Genomic DNA, 17,616 nt, shown 5'->3' with positions numbered 1-17,616 from the left:
GAGGTCTTCCCATGATCAACGTGACCAATCGTACCAATATTAACATGCGGTTTTGTTCGTTCAAACTTGCTCTTCGCCATTGCTATTAATCTCTTGTTTTATTCCCTATTTTTATTAGCACCTAGGGACAATTCTGCAAAACTTAAGTCTGACCAGACTGTAAACAGCCCAATCACCACAACTCTTAGACGGAAAACCCCACCAAATCTATAAATGGAATATCCTCCACCATACCTATTTGCCCAATCATCAACAACCATTTGGAGCGGGTAGCGGGAATCGAACCCGCATATTCAGCTTGGAAGGCTGCTGCTCTACCATTGAGCTATACCCGCATGACCCACGTACTAACTCTCCTTCGATGAATGGTGGAGGGGGTTGGATTCGAACCAACGTAGCATACGCAACGGATTTACAGTCCGCCCCCTTTAACCACTCGGGCACCCCTCCATTCCACCGATAAAGTCGCGCAATGAGACATCACGACAACCATCTTGAATACCCATTCAATTCAATCTGATTGCGAAGTGGTTATGACGATTACTATTGTATCTGTCAACAGAATAAATACAATTCTGTACAAATTTCCTGCTCATAATTTTAAATCATAGATTTTTTCTCTCTATTTTTCTTATTAACACGTTATAAAGAAGCTATGAAAGAAAAAACATCACAAAATTCTCATTATGCTCGTTTGCGTCGCCGATATCGCGATACAAAAGGCTCTCCTTCTCGATCTTTTACACACCCAAAGAAGAAAGCTGCTTCTTTACAGCAAGAGATCATCCATCTTTATGGCATTCATTCTGTTCAGGCTGCTTTAGAAAACCCAAAAAGAATTTTAAAATGTCTTTACGTTACACAAAATGCCTTAAAACGATTAAATATATCCGAATCAGATTATCCTTGCTCTGTTACATTATGCACCCCCAAATATCTTGATTCGCTTGTTGGAAGTGAGGCTGTTCATCAAGGTATTGTTTTGGAAACTCTCCCCCTCAAACCATGCAAACTGTCGGAACTAACCAATACTGATCTGGTCATTGTCATGGATCAAATTACCGATCCACATAATGTTGGCGCTATTATGCGCTCTGCAGTTGCATTGAAAGCTAAAGCACTTATTACAACTTGCCGTCACTCTCCCCACGAAAGCGGTGTTCTTGCGAAAGCGGCATCTGGAGCTCTGGAAATGATTCATTATATTACCGTACGAAACCTTGCTGAAGCTCTTCAAGAACTTCATCAAACAGGTTTTACAAGCTTTGGTCTCGATTCAGAAGGTGACCAACCTCTAGAAACAGCATTAACAGGGAATAAAATTGCTCTTGTTTTAGGAGCAGAAGGTAAAGGTTTACGTAAAAAAACACGCGAAACCGTTTGCGCTTTAACACGCCTTGACATGCCTGGAAATATTAAATCATTAAATGTTTCAAATGCAGCAACAATAGCTCTTTATGTGGCACATCAATATCTTAGATTCTAGTTTTTAATTTTTTGTGAAACATCAAAAAAACCAACCAACAAAAAACCCGCAAAAAACCCGCCAATATGAGCTTCCCATGCTATTGAGATGCCATTTTCTTCAAACAAAATAGAAGAAATACCTATGATCAAATCAGTCGTCAGCCATACACTCATATAAACAAGAACCCCCTTAGAACACAGAGCTTTTTTGACAGATAATAAAGGTCCTAAAAGTTTTTCGTTCTGCGCATTGACAGCTAGATTACCACTAGGAAAACCGTAACGTGCAATAGCACCCATCATTCCAGATACGGCACCTGACGCCCCAATAAGTGATATGGTACTTTCTTGATGAAATGTAAAATAAGTCAAAACAGAAATAACTGCCGTTAACACCCAAAAAATTAAAAAACGTAAAACACCAAAATGCCTTGCTAAAGGAGAGCCGAAAACCAAAAGCCAAACCATATTAAGAGCAACATGTTTAAAACTACTATGCATAAATGAATAACTCACCATGGTATAACAAAATGCTACAGGATCCCTCTTAAACAATGCTGGTATAAATGAAAAAAGCTCAAGACTTTCAACATAAACCTGATGAGAAAAAAAATACTGAGAAATGCAATAAAGACAAAAACAAAATGCTATCAAAACAACTATAATAAATGGAACATTCAATAAGGGTTCTTTAGGTTGTTTTGGCAATCGGGAAACATCATTATGTTGGTGACTAGAAACTTTCATTGTATAAAATCTCGTATTTTTTAGAAAATGGGTTATACTTTATACAAAATAAATATACCATTCCCAGTGATGCAGAATCTTCTCAACGCCTCTTCGAAACCCCTTTTTAAATTTTCAATAGCTCTACATGAAAACACGTGTATTTTATACAAAAGATTTTAAAAAGCATGGATATCAAGAATATGATTTACAAACTTAGTGGTATCCCGCTTACTTAAATGTGAAGTTACCATGCAATACACAAGAACTTACGAATAGACAAACTCACTTATGAAGTGGTGTATAATAAAAATATATAAACATTATTTTCTTACTAGAAATATATTGATTATTGCATTTTTTAACCAAGCTATACTTCGATTGATAAACTTTAAAGAATCTTAAATCTCAATTTTTCCATTAATATGGCCTGCATTGCTTCTATGCTTTGAACGAAAAACGACATCTCTATGAGAAAAAATACCAATACAGCGTTCTCTAGATATAATAATTAGTGTTTCATGATAAATTACTTACTTGATAATCTGTTTCCCTCATACATGCAAAAGCGTCAGTTCATCTCTTTAACAAATATAAACAAGCCTTTCATTTCAACCTTTAACAGATATAATTCAAGAACTGTCTCTTATGAAACACTTAAAAAATATGTTGATTCTAATGATGCATCTTTGAATTTAAACAGTTCATGACGGAATTTTTTATTCCTTTTTTAGACAGTGTTATTGACACATCCGCCACTTGTAACGCGCAAGAGAATAGTTTGGATTATTCAATATAAAAAAAATTAAATGAGGTAATCATAGGAATTTGCTATTAAGTTGTAAAATGATAAAGGACCATTATAAATCAATGTATTATAAATAGATAACACACTAATTATTGAAGAGGAAGATCTTGAGCATTCTGCTTGCAATCCTTTAACCACACATCATAAATAGGATGCTCAACAGCGTTCAAACCAGGACTATCTGCAAACATCCATCCCGTAAAAATACGCCGTACTTTTTTATCTAATGTTACTTCATTGACTTCAACAAAACCAGTTGTACGCGTGGGTTCATCTTTAGAGCTCGTATAACACGCACGTGGTGTTACCTGTAATGCACCGTACTGATAAATTTTACCAAGAGTAACTTCAAAACGTGTTGTCCGTCCCGTGATTTTGTCAAGACCTGCAAAAACAGCAATTCCATTGCTAATACGCTCAGCCCGCACCCCATTATTTAAGGATAAAAACACTAAAATTCCCATTAAAAAAATATATATAAAATGCCTCACCCCTAACAATAAAAAAAATCTCATCATATCAAAATCAATCGCACCTTAAAAAATAATTCTTTTCATAACATAGAGTCAAATAAGACAAAAATACACACGCACATTAAAACATGTTATTTTTTAGGTGACCACGCATCATAATCTTCATGCACACAAGAACGCTCTCCATTGGAGGTGATAGCTCCCTTTGGTCGATAGCCCTCACTTGTTCCTGTCATATTTGCAACATGAGACTTTTCCCATTCATAAGGATGATAATCCTCTTGTGTTGGTGGACACTCACAGCGATGATGAATCCAGCCATGCCAACCTGGTGGAATAGTAGAGGCCTCAGAATAGTCTTTATAGATAACCCAACGGTGCGGATAACCATCCTTATGAAATCCTCCTTCATAATATATATTTCCAAACTGATCTTCCCCTATCCGCTTACCTTTGCGCCATGTGAAAAAACGCGTACCAATGGTATTACCATTCCACCATGTGAAGATTTGCTTAAAAAAACGAGCCATCTGCTATTCCATTCATTTAGTGCGCTCATGAAATTAATCGTTGGAATAAAATTATTAACGATTGAAATTATCGAAAAAGTTACTAGTAAATTCAACTACAATTCCAATTGATAGGTTAACGTGCTATCCTTTAATTTCAAGAAGATATCATATGTATGGCTTCTTCTCCACCCCATAAAATTTAATCTATGCCAAGTTTCATCTTAACCAATTCATTAACAGCTTGGGGATTTGCCTTACCACCTGTTACTTTCATTACCTGTCCAACAAACCAACCAGCTAAAGCAGGTTTGTGCTTTGCTTGCGCAACTTTATCAGAATTATTGGCAACGATCTCATCAACAGCTCTTTCAATAGCCTTTGTATCCGTTACCTGCTTCATATTTCGTTCTTCTACAATTTGGCGTGCATCTCCCCCCTCATTCCAAATAATCTCAAAAAGATCTTTGGCAATTTTTCCAGAAATAACTCCTTCTTTTATAAGATCAATAATGCTTCCCAATTGATTTGGCGATACTGGTGACTCTTCAATCTCACGATTATCTTTATTTAAAGCCCCTAAAAGGTCGTTAATCACCCAATTGGCAACTATTTTTCCATCACGCCCACGCGCTACCTCTTCAAAATAATCAGCAATAGCCTTTTCTGTCACAAGAATGGAAGCATCATACACTGTCAATCCCATTTCCTTAATAAAACGTGCTTTTATAGCGTCAGGCAATTCTGGTAAGTCTGCTGCCAAAGCATCCACAAATGCTTGATCAAATTCTAATGGTAAAAGATCAGGGTCAGGAAAATAACGATAGTCATGCGCTTCTTCCTTTGAGCGCATAGAACGCGTTTCACCTTTAGCGGCATCAAAAAGCCGAGTCTCTTGATCTATGACGCCTCCATCTTCTAAAATTGCGATCTGACGACGCGCTTCATATTCAATTGCTTGACCAATAAAGCGAATAGAATTAACATTTTTAATTTCACAGCGCGTTCCAAAATCTTCACCAGGACGACGAACAGATACATTGACATCTGCACGCATAGAACCTTCATCCATATTGCCATCGCAAGTGCCCAAATAACGAACAATCGTACGCAATTTTGTCATATAGGCTTTGGCTTCATCTGATGAGCGCATATCAGGCTTGGAAACAATTTCCATAAGAGCAACACCAGAACGATTAAGATCTACAAAAGACATCGTTGGATGTTGATCGTGCATCGATTTTCCAGCATCCTGTTCAAGATGCAACCTCTCAATTCCCACTTCAATATCCTCAAATTGGCCATTCGAATCTGGACCAACAGATATAATAATCTTTCCCTCTCCTACAATGGGATAGCGAAATTGAGAAATCTGATACCCCTGCGGTAAATCTGGATAAAAATAGTTTTTGCGATCAAAAACAGATTTTAAATTAATATGCGCCTTTAATCCTAACCCCGTTCGAACCGCTTGACGAACACATTCTTGATTAAGAACAGGCAACATACCTGGCATGGCTGCATCAATAAGTGATACATGATTGTTCGGCTCTGCACCAAATTTGGTTGATGCTCCTGAAAAAAGTTTCGAATTTGATATGATTTGCGCATGAACTTCCATGCCAATGATGACTTCCCAATCACCTGTAACTCCAGAAATAAAACGCTTAGAATCAGGAGTACGCGTATCAATGATGCTCATTGCCAATCCACTACCAATATTTTAAAATTCACTCATGGCTTATCTAAAACCATTCTCTCAGTGCAATCCTAGGATATAAATCTTACAACACAAGCCCGATTTTATCGGGCTTGTGTTGTTTGCATAAATATTAAGCTTTTTTAGGAGCCTTTTTCTTAGCTGGTTTTTTCTCTGTAGACGTTTCTTTCACTTCAGACTTTTTCTTTGCCTGCTTTTCTTCAGGGACATCTGATTCGTCATATTCTTTCATCAACTCTTCAACCGTCACTTCTTTATCTGTGACTTTTATCTGTGCTAATAAATGATCAATGACCTTTTCTTCAAAAATCGGAGCACGTAGATTTTCAACAGCTTCCGGAGTCTTACGGAAAAAATCCATAATCTCTTTCTCTTGTCCTGGATATTGGCGAACCTGATCAAAAACTGCTGCTTTTAGCTCATCCTCACTAACTTTAACACCAACCTTCATTCCAATTTCAGAAAGCACCAAACCAAGACGAACACGACGCTGCGCAAGGACACGATATTCCTCACGTGCCTTTTCTTCTGTAATACCTTCATCTTCAAAACTGCGCCCAGCCTTTTTCAAATCATCATTAACCTGAGCCCATATATTGTTAAACTCAACCTCTAAAAGTTCTTCAGGAATCTCAAAATTATAATCAGCATCTAAAGCATCAAGAATTTGACGCTTAACTTTTTGACGTGTCACTGAACCATATTGGCTTTCAATCTGCCCACGAACGACCTCACGTAAGCGATCTAGAGACTCTAAACCAACTTTTTGCGCTGCTTCATCATCAATTTTTAATTCATCTGGTTTAAAGACAGCTTTGACAGTAATGTCAAACTCTGCTTCCCGTCCTGCCAAATGTGCCGCACTGTAATTATCAGGAAATTTAACAAAAATCGTTTTTACATCCCCAGCTTTCACACCAACCAATTGCTCTTCAAAACCAGGAATAAATTGTTTTGACCCAAGAATCAGTTGTGCATCACTATCTGCCCCACCTTCAAATGGAACGCCTTCAAGCTTACCTTGATAATCTATGGTAATGCGATCACCTTCTTCAGAATTCCCCTCTTTTAGAGAATAATTACGCGTAGAAGAAAGGACGCGATTGACTTGATCATCAATATCCTGTTCAGGAATAGTTGCAATTTCACGGATAACCTTAATATGTTCAAAATCTTTAATGTCAATTTTTGGTAAAACTTCATACTTTAAACTAAAAGTAAAATCAGCTTTGCCATCTAGAATTTTTTCATCTTCATCTATATCAATTTTTGGCTGCATCGCTGCACGTTCATTGCGGTCTGCTAAAATAGAACGGGGTGCATCACTGAGTATCTCATTGAGAATCTCCGCCATAAAGGATTTACCATACATTTTTCGCAAATGCCCACTAGGCACTTTACCGGGACGAAAACCATTAAGCTTGATTTTTCCCTTGGTATCATCCAATCGTTCATTCAACTTTTCTTCTAAATCTTTCGCTGGAACCACGATCTTAATTTCGCGCTTCAGTCCTTCATTAAGCGTCTCGGTAACCTGCATTAAACACCTTCATTTTTCTAAGGAGAGGGATCAACCCACTCTAATAATCATTACATTCTAACACTTCGAGTGTTACATTTACCATGAAGCGGAATTTCAGACACGTAGAAATCCGTAGCACTTAAGGGATTGCTTTGGTGCGGATGGAGGGACTCGAACCCCCACGGTCTCCCGCCAGAACCTAAATCTGGTGCGTCTACCAATTTCGCCACATCCGCTCAAACTTACAAGCTAATAACCTTATACAAGCGGCGTTTCTATACCATTAATTACAGAAAAAAAGCAAACAAATATATTAAAAAAAACAAAATCTATGCTTTTCATACATAACTGCTTACGCTAAAAGTCAATTATGTTAAAGACATTTGATATCCCAATTCATATCATCGGTGGCGGTCTTGCGGGGTGTGAAGCAAGCTGGCAAATCGCTCAGTCAGGAATTTCTGTTGTTTTGCATGAAATGCGACCCGAAAAAAAATCAGATGCCCATAAAACCGATAAATTGGCAGAACTGGTTTGTTCAAATTCGTTTCGTTGCGATGATTCATTAACAAATGCCGTAGGACTTTTACATGCTGAAATGCGATTAGCAAAATCGTTAATTATGAAAGCTGCTGATGCCAACAAAGTTCCCGCAGGTAGTGCTCTTGCTGTTGACCGTGATGGATTTTCAAAAACCGTTACGACAGCACTTGAAAACCACCCTCTTATAACAATCAAACGTGAAGAAGTTCAAGAAATTCCTAAAGCTTGGAAACATGTTGTCATTGCAACAGGCCCCCTTACATCGCCTGCACTTGCTCAAAAATTACAAGCAATAACCGGTATAAAAGCTCTTTCTTTTTTTGATGCAATTGCGCCTATTATCCATACCGACAGTATTGATATCAACATTTGTTGGTATCAGTCTCGCTATGATAAAATTGGTCCTGAGGGAACAGGAAAAGATTATCTTAATTGTCCCCTCAACAAAGAACAATATGAAACATTCGTTGAAGCGTTAAAAAATGCTGAAAAAACAGAGTTTCGTGACTTTGAAAAAACGCCCTATTTTGATGGATGCCTCCCCATTGAAATTATGGCTGAGCGCGGACTTGAAACGTTAAGACATGGTCCTATGAAACCTATGGGCTTAACTAATGCCCATAACCCTACAGTTAAACCCTACGCTGTCGTTCAATTACGCCAAGATAATAAACTTGGAACGCTTTATAATATGGTCGGCTTTCAAACAAAACTGAAATATGGTGAACAAATTCGTATTTTTAGAATGATTCCAGGTCTTGAAAAAGCAGAGTTTGCGCGTCTTGGTGGTCTTCACCGCAATACCTACCTCAACTCGCCAATTATTCTTGATCAAACCCTTCGTTTAAAACAAAAAAAACAACTACGCTTTGCAGGGCAAATTACCGGATGTGAAGGTTATGTAGAATCAGCGGCAATAGGGCTTCTTGCTGGACGTTTTGCTGCTGCCGAATATCATCATATTTCCCCTTGCCTACCCCCACAAACTACAGCATTCGGAGCCCTTTTGAATCATATTACGGGGGGACACATCATAGATGAAAAAGCAGAAACACAGTCTTTTCAGCCAATGAATATCAATTTCGGACTTTTTCCCCCTATTGCTTCTATTAAACATTCAGGGAAACGTTTACCAAGTAAAGAAAAAAAATTAGTAAAAAAACAAGCCATAACAGCGAGAGCTCTCAATGATTGTACTCAGTGGTTAGCAAATAAATAATCAAAGAGCTCCTGTTTATAAAAAACACACGATTCGCCTCTCTCCTACTGAATAGATCTTTATGACTCTCGTGAAAAAATCATTCTAAAGCCTTTTAAAGACTGTCTCCCCCAATCAATAAATACTACCCTACGTTTCATCATTTATTCAATTATGTAGATGCTGTAAAATAACTTTTGGCTATAAAAAACTTTACCGCTATCAATAATTTAATATGATTTAATGACTAAAAACAAAATAATTATATAAATATATTATGAATAATCAAAATAAATAAATGGAAATACACAAGTAATACTGTAATATCTTTATTAATAGTTTTTATATTACGTAATGTATATTATTTTATAAGAGTAATTTTTCTGTTTTTTAACTTCCTCCCTCAAAATTTGTGATGTTCTCTCATTTTAACTCTTGTATGATGAAGGAAAAATACTCGCTTGCATATCACAAGTGAAATAAAGATATGGAAAAAATATTTGTAGGATAGAGCTGGAGCTATCTCTCCCCTCTCAAATGCCAAGAAAAATCCCAATATTAAAAACCAAATCTGAATATCAAAAGATTTTTTTATTTCAGGATCTTATAATAAATCAATAAAATTATCCTCTTGGTGCGTCACAAGAAAGGTTGGCGTATAAGAGTAAAAGAATAAAACTATCCCTTATGCACTCGTCTCAGATATCTGGGGCTAGTCGCAACATTATAGGAACTGAGAAAATAGATAGCACGGTGGCACCAACATGCACTTTTATTAAGCGTAAATGGTGATATATAATAACTTTTATGGACTTTACAGAGTTTTCCGCTTCATATTATTTACGGATCTTGTTTTGAAATAAATACCGTAACACTTCAGCGTAATAAAAGTTAATATTACATTTTATAAGCCATACCCGCGCTCAATTAATACAGTACAATATTTCATTGAGAAGACTAAAAACAATATATTTCCAGCAATACATGAAAATAAAAAATATCGCAAGGATCTCAAAGTTTTATGTGAAAAACAAGCATAACACATGTGTTAAAAAAACCCGCTTATAAATAAATCGGGTTTTTTTAATGTAGCTTAAATTATTTTTTATTAACTGCTTCTTTAAGGCTTTTTCCTGCAGAAAATTTGGGTACAGAACGTGCTGGAATATCGATTTCAGCACCAGTTGAAGGATTACGCCCCTTTGTTGCAGCACGATGAGAAACTTCAAAAGTGCCAAAACCTGGAAGACGAACATCTCCCCCTGAAGCCAAAGCTTCTGTTACAGAAGCCATAAAAGCATCAACAACAGCACCAGCTTGCGCTTTCGAAACACCTGCCTTTTCAGCAACGGAGCTAACGAATTCACTTTTATTCATAAAATATTTCCTTTCCCTATATTACCTGAACATGACTTAATCATGTTATTGGTCAGTTTATTGAAAAGTACAGCAAACAGAAGTCTTATTTTTATCCAAAACATTGTTTTTTTAGCAATAATCACAGTTATTCACGGAATTTTTCACTTTTTCCAACAAAAAACAGAATAATAACCTCAACAACATCTTCTACCACCTAAAAAATGCCGTTATAAATGAGATAAGTGAATCAGTGCGCAATCTGTATTCCTTCACTATCACTGCTCTCTGACCGGATTGGCACAGCCCCTGTAGAGGGTTCTTTCCATTCAATAGTGTCTGGAAAACGAACCAACGCGTGTTTCAAAACTTCACTCACATGATTTACCGGAATAATTTCCATATTATTTTTGACATCATCAGGAATATCAACCAAATCTTTTGCATTTTCTTCAGGAATAAGTACTTTTTTTATCCCTCCTCGAAGAGCTGCTAAGAGTTTTTCTTTTAATCCACCAATGGGTAAAACGCGTCCACGTAAAGTAATTTCACCAGTCATTGCAATATCTTTATGCACAGCTACTCCTGTAAGGACCGAAACAATTGCTGTCACCATTGCAATCCCAGCCGATGGGCCATCTTTTGGTGTCGCACCCTCTGGAACATGAACATGGATATCGCGTTTTTCAAAAAGTGGAGGTTCAATACCAAAATCAACAGCACGAGAACGTACATAAGATGCTGCCGCTGAAATGGACTCTTTCATAATATCACGTAAATTTCCAGTTACAGTCATCTTCCCTTTGCCGGGCATCATAACTCCTTCAATGGTCAATAACTCTCCACCGACTTCTGTCCACGCAAGACCTGTTACAACACCAATTTGATTTTCTCCTTCAATTTGATTGTAATGATAACGTTTAACACCCAAGAAATCATGAATATTACTTTCTGTAACTTTTACAGATTTTTGATGCGTTTTGAGAATTTTTGTAACGGATTTGCGGGAAATTTTCATGAGTTCACGTTCAAGGTTACGAACGCCTGCCTCACGTGTATAAAACTGAATAATTGACCTTAGTGCTCCATCAGAAATACTGAGTTCTTTTTTAGACAAACAGTGATCTTTTAGTGCCTTTGGTAAAAGATGCTGTTTAACAATTTCCATTTTCTCACATTCAGTATAACCAGCGATACGAATAATTTCCATACGATCCATTAACGGACCCGGAATATTAAGCGTATTGGCAGTTGTGATAAACATGACATCAGAAAGATCATATTCAACTTCCAAATAGTGATCAATGAATGTACCATTTTGTTCAGGATCAAGAACTTCTAATAAAGCGGATGAAGGATCGCCACGAAAATCTTGGCCCATTTTATCAATTTCATCAAGCAAGAAAAGCGGATTAGATTTTTTTGCTTTTTTCATAGACTGGATAATTTTTCCAGGCATCGATCCAATATATGTTCGGCGATGTCCACGAATTTCTGCTTCATCTCGGACACCTCCCAATGAGATACGAACATACTCACGTCCCGTTGCCTTTGCAATAGAGCGCGCTAATGATGTTTTCCCTACACCTGGAGGACCTAACAAACAAATAATGGGACCTTTTATCTTTGACGCGCGACTTTGTACGGCCAAATATTCAATAATTCGCTCCTTAACTTTTTCAAGACCAAAATGTTCATTATTCATGACCTTTTCAGCAAAATCTAAATTGTTTTTAATCTTAGATTTTTTACCCCAAGGCATTGCTAATAACCAATCAAGATAGTTACGTACAACTGTCGCTTCTGCAGACATAGGAGACATATTCCGTAATTTTCTCAATTCTGCTCCAGCTTTTTCCTGTGCTTCCTTGGATAGTTTTGTATTCTTGATACGTTCTTCTAATTCAGAGAGTTCATCTCGGCTATCATCACCTGCTCCTAACTCTTTTTGAATAGCCTTCATCTGCTCATTGAGATAATATTCTCGTTGGTTTTTTTCCATTTGCCGTTTAACATGCGAACGAATACGTTTTTCAACCTGCAAAACAGAAATTTCTCCTTCCATGAAGGACAAAACACGTTCAAGACGGGCCCGCACAGGTAAGAGCTCTAATATTTCCTGTTTTTCTGCCAGTTTAATCATCAAATGAGAAGCGATCGTATCGGCAAGCTTAGAAGGATTATCAAGCTGGCCAATCGCATTCACAACTTCAGGAGAGATTTTTTTATTAAGCTTTACATAGTTTTCAAAATAAGTAATCACTGACCTTGAAAGAGCTTCAATCTCAACATCACTCTCTCTAGGTTCTTCTGTAACAGTTGCAAAAGCCTGATGATAACCTTCACTTAAAGCAAATTGACTAATTTTTGCACGTGCAGTTCCTTCAACCAAAACCTTTACAGTACCATCAGGAAGCTTTAAAAGTTGAAGAATATTAGCAAATGTACCAATATGATAAATATCCTCTGATTTTGGATCGTCATCAGAAGCATTTTTTTGTGTCACCAATAGTATTTGCTTATCAACCGCCATCGTTTCTTCAAGAGCACGAATTGATTTTTCGCGGCCCACAAAAAGTGGAACAATCATATGGGGGAAGACAACAATATCACGAAGAGGTAAAACAGCATAAACCCCATCTCTTACTTCATCTGTCTTTTCATCAATATATTGCATAACTCTCCTTTCTGGAGCCTATGAGCTATCTACAACAATTAGCCCACCTTTAGAAAATCTCAGCTCTTCACTGTACATGAAGTGGTAATTACTCATACATAAATCAAGCATTATAATGATATTATTAGAAACACCTATCAAATACCGTTCACTACCACCTTTTATATTGTGCATCGCACAATGTCATGCTGATACATTTTCTTTATCTTCTGCACGTTCTGAGTAAATATAAAGAGGACGCGCTTTCCCATCAACGACATCACTCGAAATAACCACTTTTTGAACGCCTTCAAGAGCCGGTAGCTCAAACATCGTCTCAAGAAGGATCTTCTCCATAATAGAACGTAAACCACGAGCACCAGTTTTACGTTCAATTGCTTTCTTTGCAATAACACGTAAAGCATCTTCATGAAATGCTAACTCAACATTTTCCATTTCAAAAAGACGCTGATATTGCTTTACTAACGCATTTTTAGGTTGGGATAAAATTTGCATGAGGGCGTTAACATCTAAATCCTCTAAGGTAGCGACTATAGGAAGCCGCCCAATAAATTCTGGTATTAAACCAAATTTAATAAGATCTTCAGGCTCTAAATCACGAAAAATTTCACCGACACAACGCTCATCCGGAGCCTTAACAGTCGCAGAAAAACCAATAGAAGTTTTTTCACCACGACCTGAAATGATCCGTTCTAAACCTGCAAAAGCTCCCCCACAAATGAATAAGATGTTTGTGGTGTCAACCTGAAGAAACTCTTGTTGCGGATGCTTACGTCCACCTTGAGGAGGAACAGAAGCAATCGTTCCTTCCATAATTTTTAATAATGCTTGCTGAACTCCTTCCCCCGAAACATCTCTTGTAATAGAAGGATTGTCTGCTTTACGAGAAATCTTATCAACCTCATCAATATAAACAATACCACGCTGCGCACGTTCAACATTATAATCTGCTGCTTGAAGAAGCTTCAAAATAATATTTTCAACATCTTCTCCCACATAACCCGCTTCAGTCAAAGTGGTCGCATCCGCCATCGTAAAAGGCACATCAATAATACGTGCTAATGTTTGTGCAAGATAAGTTTTACCACAACCCGTTGGACCAACAAGAAGAATATTTGATTTAGCCAACTCAATATCATTGCTTTTAGACTGATGCGCCAACCGTTTATAATGATTATGAACAGCAACAGAAAGAACACGCTTTGCATGCTGCTGACCAATAACATAGTCATCAAGAACTGTTATAATTTCCTGTGGCGTAGGAACACCATCACGCACCTTAACCCCAGAAGACTTATTTTCTTCCCGAATAATATCCATGCAAAGCTCTACACATTCATCACAGATAAATACAGTAGGCCCCGCAATGAGCTTACGCACCTCATGCTGACTCTTGCCGCAGAACGAGCAATAGAGAGTATTTTTTGATTCGTTCCCGCTATTGCTAATTTTGCTCATTTTTCTTTCCTTTCACCACAATATATGAACACTTTGCCTTTTCAAAGGAAGCTTTTCATCATGAAAACTAAAAGACATATAGAAAACCATGCATGTCTCAATACTTTTAGGTGTTTCTCTTATTTTGCGATATTTTTTATAAAACTCTTTGATTTAAAGTAGCTGTTTTTTCTATAAAAACTCTTAATCTTTTTCTTCTTTTTCAGTTTCTGCACGGTATTGTATAACATCATCAACTAAGCCAAACGCTTTGGCTTCTTCTGCTGTCATAAAATGATCGCGATCGAGAGTTCTCTCTATAACCTCATAATCTTGACTCGTATGTTGAACATAAATTTCATTTAAACGCCGTTTCATCTTTATAATATCTTGCGCATGTCGCTCAATATCTGAAGCTTGACCTTGAAAACCACCAGATGGTTGATGCACCATAATACGTGCGTTTGGCAATGTAAAACGATGACCTTTTGCTCCAGCCGTTAATAATAAAGACCCCATAGATGCCGCTTGCCCCATGCAAAGCGTAGAAACAGGAGGGCGAATAAACTGCATAGTATCATAAATAGCCATACCAGATGTTACGACACCACCTGGAGAATTAATATAAAGACTAATTTCTTTTTTAGGATTTTCCGCTTCCAAGAAAAGCAATTGTGCACAAACAAGCATTGCCATACCATCTTCAACAGGTCCATTAATAAAAATAATCCGTTCCTTTAAAAGACGGGAAAAAATATCATAGGCCCGTTCACCACGATTTGTTTGTTCAATAACCATAGGAACAAGGCTTAATGCTGTTTTCATTGGATCACTCATATTTTTACTTTCCGTTCATATAACAACCGCTCTTTACACATTCAATGTTTTTGTCCATATGTTAACATTACTCTCTTGTGCAAGCTACAATCAAGAGATTGTATAAGATAGATTAAAATCTCAATAGTTAAAATAGCAATAATAACTCTACCTAAACAAATGATGAACATCCGGAATGCGAGATACCGCCCAATGGTAAAAACTTCCTTCCTGAGGTCTTTTCGTAGTCTTTGTCTTTCTGTGAATATGAAAACCTATCAAGCGTGAATCTGTAAGCGGCTTTACGCCAAAAGCTGGTTCAAAAATACGTTCAGTTTTTCGCCCAGTCCAATAATAAAAAGTTTCCTTTGCTTCATGAAAAAAACCATATCGTTTTGCTAATCGTGAAATACCATCATTGCCAAATATTGTAACGCCAAGATTTCCCGGTAAAATCGGCATTTTTTTCCTCTTTAATCAGAACGGTCTCCAAACACGACGCTTAAACCCAAGCCAATGAGGAATAATTTCTGTGCCAGCCCAATAAATCCTCAAATATTTTTATAATAGGGTTATTGGGCGGAAAATAAAGTGCAGAAACGCCTACTCTTGTATTATTTTCTCTTGCCAACCAAACCTTATCCGCATCTGGATGAAATTGTTTAACAAGGTAAACATCTGTATCTAACCAAACACCTTGTTGATATTTCATCAGCATAACACGAAAAAAATCCGAGAACTGAACAATTGTACATCCTAGTTTATCATCAGAAAAATCGGGGTCAAGGCGATAAATTGCTGAGCGTGGTAAAATTGATTCGGCTTCATGCAGCTCAACACCAGCAGGGAGATTATCTATTTTTTTATCATAACTAAAAAGCTTAACGCGCTGTCCAGTTTTAACCATTGAGGACAAACAAAGCCTATCCACCAATCTTAATTGTCCACTATACCAAAAAGTACAAATATCCATAGATAATATCTCAAAAATATTCTAAACTTACGCGAAAGAGTTGTTCAACATCACGAACCCTATCAGCAAGAGCAAAAATCACTATTCTATCACCAGACAAAATACGCGTATCTGCCGAAAGCTGTATTATTGTCTTATTGCGATAAATTGCACCAATTCTCAAACCATCTGATAAATTGAGCTCTGATAATGACTTACCAACCAATGAAGATGTTTGCATCACTTCAGCTTCAATAATTTCTGCTCGGCCATTAAAAACTGAATGAACAGAACGAATACGCCCACGGCGCATTTGTTGCAAAATTCTCGATATTGTAACGCTATGGGGATTAAGATATGCATCCACACCAACAGCACGACTAAATTCTTGATAGGCAACATTATTAATCAATACCATATTGGCTTTGCAGCCCAATCTTTTAGCAATAATAGCGCTTAAGAGATTAACCTGATCTTGATTGGTCAATGTAATCATTAAATCGGACTGATCAATTCCCGCATCTTGAAGAATCACTGGATCTAACACGTTACCGTATAAAACTGTTGTTTTTTCAAGCTGATCAGCAATTGTGAGGGCTCTTTCTCTATGCGCTTCTATAATCTTCAATTTTAATTTATGGAAACGCTTTTCAATAGCCTGTGCAACATAAAGGCCAATGTGACCACCCCCTGCAATAATCATGCGGTGGGCATCTTGTTCTTTATGACCAAAAAGCCCAACAGCACGACGCATCTGTTCACGAGAAACAACAAGATAGGTTATATCACCAACGCGTAATTGCGTTTCTGAATGTGCAACCAATAATTCCGCGCCACGTTTAATAGCAGTAACCGTCGTATGAAGATCTGGAAAAAGCTCTGTTAATTGACGCAAAGGTGTATTAATAACGGGACAATCTTCCATGCATTCCAAAGCTAGTGCCACAATATCATCATTACAAAAATAAAGAACATCTATTGCACCAGGTAAAGCAATACGGCGCAAAACCATTTCCCCAACTTCAACTTCTGGCGAAATAACCACATCAATGGGAATATTCTCTCTGGAAAAAAGCGTCTTATAACGTGGTTCTAAATAAGATTGTGAGCGAATACGAGCAATTTTTGTGGGCACATTAAATAATGAATGTGCTACTTGGCAAGCTACCATATTAACTTCATCAAACAAAGTGACAGCAATCAACATATCAGCTTTGTCTGCATCTGCAGCCAAAAGAACTTCAGGCCGTGAACCGTGACCAACAAAACCTCTCACATCCAATGTATCGCGAATCTTTTCAATTAATCTCGTTTCAATATCAATAACAGTAACATCGTGATTTTCAGCAGCAAGACGCTCTGCTATCCCATAACCAACCTGTCCTGCTCCACAAATAATAATACGCATCGCT

Annotated in this window: 12 protein-coding genes, 3 tRNA genes and 2 pseudogenes; 2 read left to right on the top strand and 15 right to left on the bottom strand. The window is 37.3% G+C overall.

Translation table 11 applies throughout. The features are described 5' to 3' along the window. From ACFIMG_RS09570 to ACFIMG_RS09560, 3 genes and pseudogenes are all read right to left on the bottom strand, one after another. Positions 1-80, bottom strand: a pseudogene (locus tag ACFIMG_RS09570) (elongation factor Tu); the annotation flags it as partial. 181 nt (positions 81-261) lie between these two features. Beyond that, positions 262-335: transfer RNA gene (locus ACFIMG_RS09565), tRNA-Gly, on the bottom strand. Positions 336-366: 31 nt separating this feature from the next. Next, positions 367-450 (bottom strand) — tRNA-Tyr (locus ACFIMG_RS09560). Between the two features lie 205 nt (positions 451-655). Between ACFIMG_RS09560 and ACFIMG_RS09555 the strand changes: the two genes are divergently transcribed. Further along, positions 656-1,486 (top strand): TrmH family RNA methyltransferase, encoded by an 831-nt coding sequence (locus tag ACFIMG_RS09555; RefSeq protein ID WP_375612889.1) that lies wholly within the window; start codon positions 656-658, stop codon positions 1,484-1,486. On the opposite strand, the gene ACFIMG_RS09550 is transcribed toward ACFIMG_RS09555, so the two are convergent. From ACFIMG_RS09550 to ACFIMG_RS09525, 6 genes are all read right to left on the bottom strand, one after another. Continuing rightward, complete coding sequence (locus tag ACFIMG_RS09550) at positions 1,483-2,214, bottom strand: rhomboid family intramembrane serine protease (protein WP_375612890.1); 732 nt, start codon at positions 2,212-2,214, stop codon at positions 1,483-1,485. The two genes, ACFIMG_RS09555 and ACFIMG_RS09550, sit on opposite strands and share 4 nt — an antisense overlap. An 876-nt stretch (positions 2,215-3,090) precedes the next feature. Beyond that, positions 3,091-3,516, bottom strand: coding sequence for a DUF2155 domain-containing protein (locus tag ACFIMG_RS09545; protein WP_375613043.1), 426 nt, complete (start codon positions 3,514-3,516; stop codon positions 3,091-3,093). A gap of 89 nt (positions 3,517-3,605) precedes the next feature. After that, positions 3,606-4,004: an NADH:ubiquinone oxidoreductase subunit NDUFA12 gene (locus tag ACFIMG_RS09540; RefSeq protein WP_375679136.1), complete on the bottom strand. Its 399-nt coding sequence runs from the start codon at positions 4,002-4,004 to the stop codon at positions 3,606-3,608. 181 nt (positions 4,005-4,185) lie between these two features. Then, positions 4,186-5,685 (bottom strand): Asp-tRNA(Asn)/Glu-tRNA(Gln) amidotransferase subunit GatB, encoded by a 1,500-nt coding sequence (gatB, locus tag ACFIMG_RS09535; RefSeq protein WP_375628991.1) that lies wholly within the window; start codon positions 5,683-5,685, stop codon positions 4,186-4,188. A gap of 130 nt (positions 5,686-5,815) precedes the next feature. After that, the gene (gene tig, locus ACFIMG_RS09530; RefSeq protein ID WP_375638121.1) at positions 5,816-7,243 is read right to left on the bottom strand and encodes a trigger factor; all 1,428 of its coding nucleotides are present in this window, start codon (positions 7,241-7,243) and stop codon (positions 5,816-5,818) included. Between the two features lie 135 nt (positions 7,244-7,378). Next, positions 7,379-7,461 (bottom strand) — tRNA-Leu (locus tag ACFIMG_RS09525). 134 nt (positions 7,462-7,595) lie between these two features. On the opposite strand from ACFIMG_RS09525, the gene trmFO reads away from it, so the two are divergent. Continuing rightward, positions 7,596-8,987, top strand: coding sequence for a methylenetetrahydrofolate--tRNA-(uracil(54)-C(5))-methyltransferase (FADH(2)-oxidizing) TrmFO (trmFO, locus tag ACFIMG_RS09520; RefSeq protein WP_375679135.1), 1,392 nt, complete (start codon positions 7,596-7,598; stop codon positions 8,985-8,987). Positions 8,988-10,064: 1,077 nt separating this feature from the next. Here the strand turns inward: trmFO and ACFIMG_RS09515 are convergent. The 6 genes and pseudogenes from ACFIMG_RS09515 to trkA all read right to left on the bottom strand — a co-directional run bounded on the left by ACFIMG_RS09515 (position 10,065) and on the right by trkA (position 17,612). Then, positions 10,065-10,343, bottom strand: coding sequence for an HU family DNA-binding protein (locus ACFIMG_RS09515; protein ID WP_375611283.1), 279 nt, complete (start codon positions 10,341-10,343; stop codon positions 10,065-10,067). A 229-nt stretch (positions 10,344-10,572) separates the two neighbouring features. After that, positions 10,573-12,999, bottom strand: coding sequence for an endopeptidase La (lon, locus tag ACFIMG_RS09510; RefSeq protein WP_375679134.1), 2,427 nt, complete (start codon positions 12,997-12,999; stop codon positions 10,573-10,575). Positions 13,000-13,182: 183 nt separating this feature from the next. Then, positions 13,183-14,457, bottom strand: coding sequence for an ATP-dependent Clp protease ATP-binding subunit ClpX (clpX, locus tag ACFIMG_RS09505; protein ID WP_273723371.1), 1,275 nt, complete (start codon positions 14,455-14,457; stop codon positions 13,183-13,185). 183 nt (positions 14,458-14,640) lie between these two features. Continuing rightward, positions 14,641-15,273: an ATP-dependent Clp endopeptidase proteolytic subunit ClpP gene (gene clpP / locus ACFIMG_RS09500; RefSeq protein WP_375611281.1), complete on the bottom strand. Its 633-nt coding sequence runs from the start codon at positions 15,271-15,273 to the stop codon at positions 14,641-14,643. Between the two features lie 147 nt (positions 15,274-15,420). Further along, positions 15,421-16,225 (bottom strand): annotated as a pseudogene (locus ACFIMG_RS09495) (hypothetical protein). Between the two features lie 10 nt (positions 16,226-16,235). Beyond that, positions 16,236-17,612 (bottom strand): Trk system potassium transporter TrkA, encoded by a 1,377-nt coding sequence (gene trkA, locus ACFIMG_RS09490; RefSeq protein ID WP_375611279.1) that lies wholly within the window; start codon positions 17,610-17,612, stop codon positions 16,236-16,238. Positions 17,613-17,616: the final 4 nt, after the last annotated feature.

It is taken from the genome of Bartonella sp. AP11XZML (genome assembly GCF_042196445.1).
Taxonomy (GTDB): domain Bacteria; phylum Pseudomonadota; class Alphaproteobacteria; order Rhizobiales; family Rhizobiaceae; genus Bartonella.
This window is presented reverse-complemented; position numbering and strand designations above follow the sequence as displayed.

Bases quoted from the DNA above. Each gene is read 5' to 3' on its own strand.
- ACFIMG_RS09555 (WP_375612889.1), top strand. From the start codon at position 656: ATGAAAGAAAAAACATCACAAAATTCTCATTATGCTCGTTTGCGTCGC.
- ACFIMG_RS09550 (WP_375612890.1), bottom strand. From the start codon at position 2,214: ATGAAAGTTTCTAGTCACCAACATAATGATGTTTCCCGATTGCCAAAA.
- ACFIMG_RS09545 (WP_375613043.1), bottom strand. From the start codon at position 3,516: ATGAGATTTTTTTTATTGTTAGGGGTGAGGCATTTTATATATATTTTT.
- ACFIMG_RS09540 (WP_375679136.1), bottom strand. From the start codon at position 4,004: ATGGCTCGTTTTTTTAAGCAAATCTTCACATGGTGGAATGGTAATACC.
- gatB (WP_375628991.1), bottom strand. From the start codon at position 5,685: ATGAGCATCATTGATACGCGTACTCCTGATTCTAAGCGTTTTATTTCT.
- tig (WP_375638121.1), bottom strand. From the start codon at position 7,243: ATGCAGGTTACCGAGACGCTTAATGAAGGACTGAAGCGCGAAATTAAG.
- trmFO (WP_375679135.1), top strand. From the start codon at position 7,596: ATGTTAAAGACATTTGATATCCCAATTCATATCATCGGTGGCGGTCTT.
- ACFIMG_RS09515 (WP_375611283.1), bottom strand. From the start codon at position 10,343: ATGAATAAAAGTGAATTCGTTAGCTCCGTTGCTGAAAAGGCAGGTGTT.
- lon (WP_375679134.1), bottom strand. From the start codon at position 12,999: ATGCAATATATTGATGAAAAGACAGATGAAGTAAGAGATGGGGTTTAT.
- clpX (WP_273723371.1), bottom strand. From the start codon at position 14,457: ATGAGCAAAATTAGCAATAGCGGGAACGAATCAAAAAATACTCTCTAT.
- clpP (WP_375611281.1), bottom strand. From the start codon at position 15,273: ATGAGTGATCCAATGAAAACAGCATTAAGCCTTGTTCCTATGGTTATT.
- trkA (WP_375611279.1), bottom strand. From the start codon at position 17,612: ATGCGTATTATTATTTGTGGAGCAGGACAGGTTGGTTATGGGATAGCA.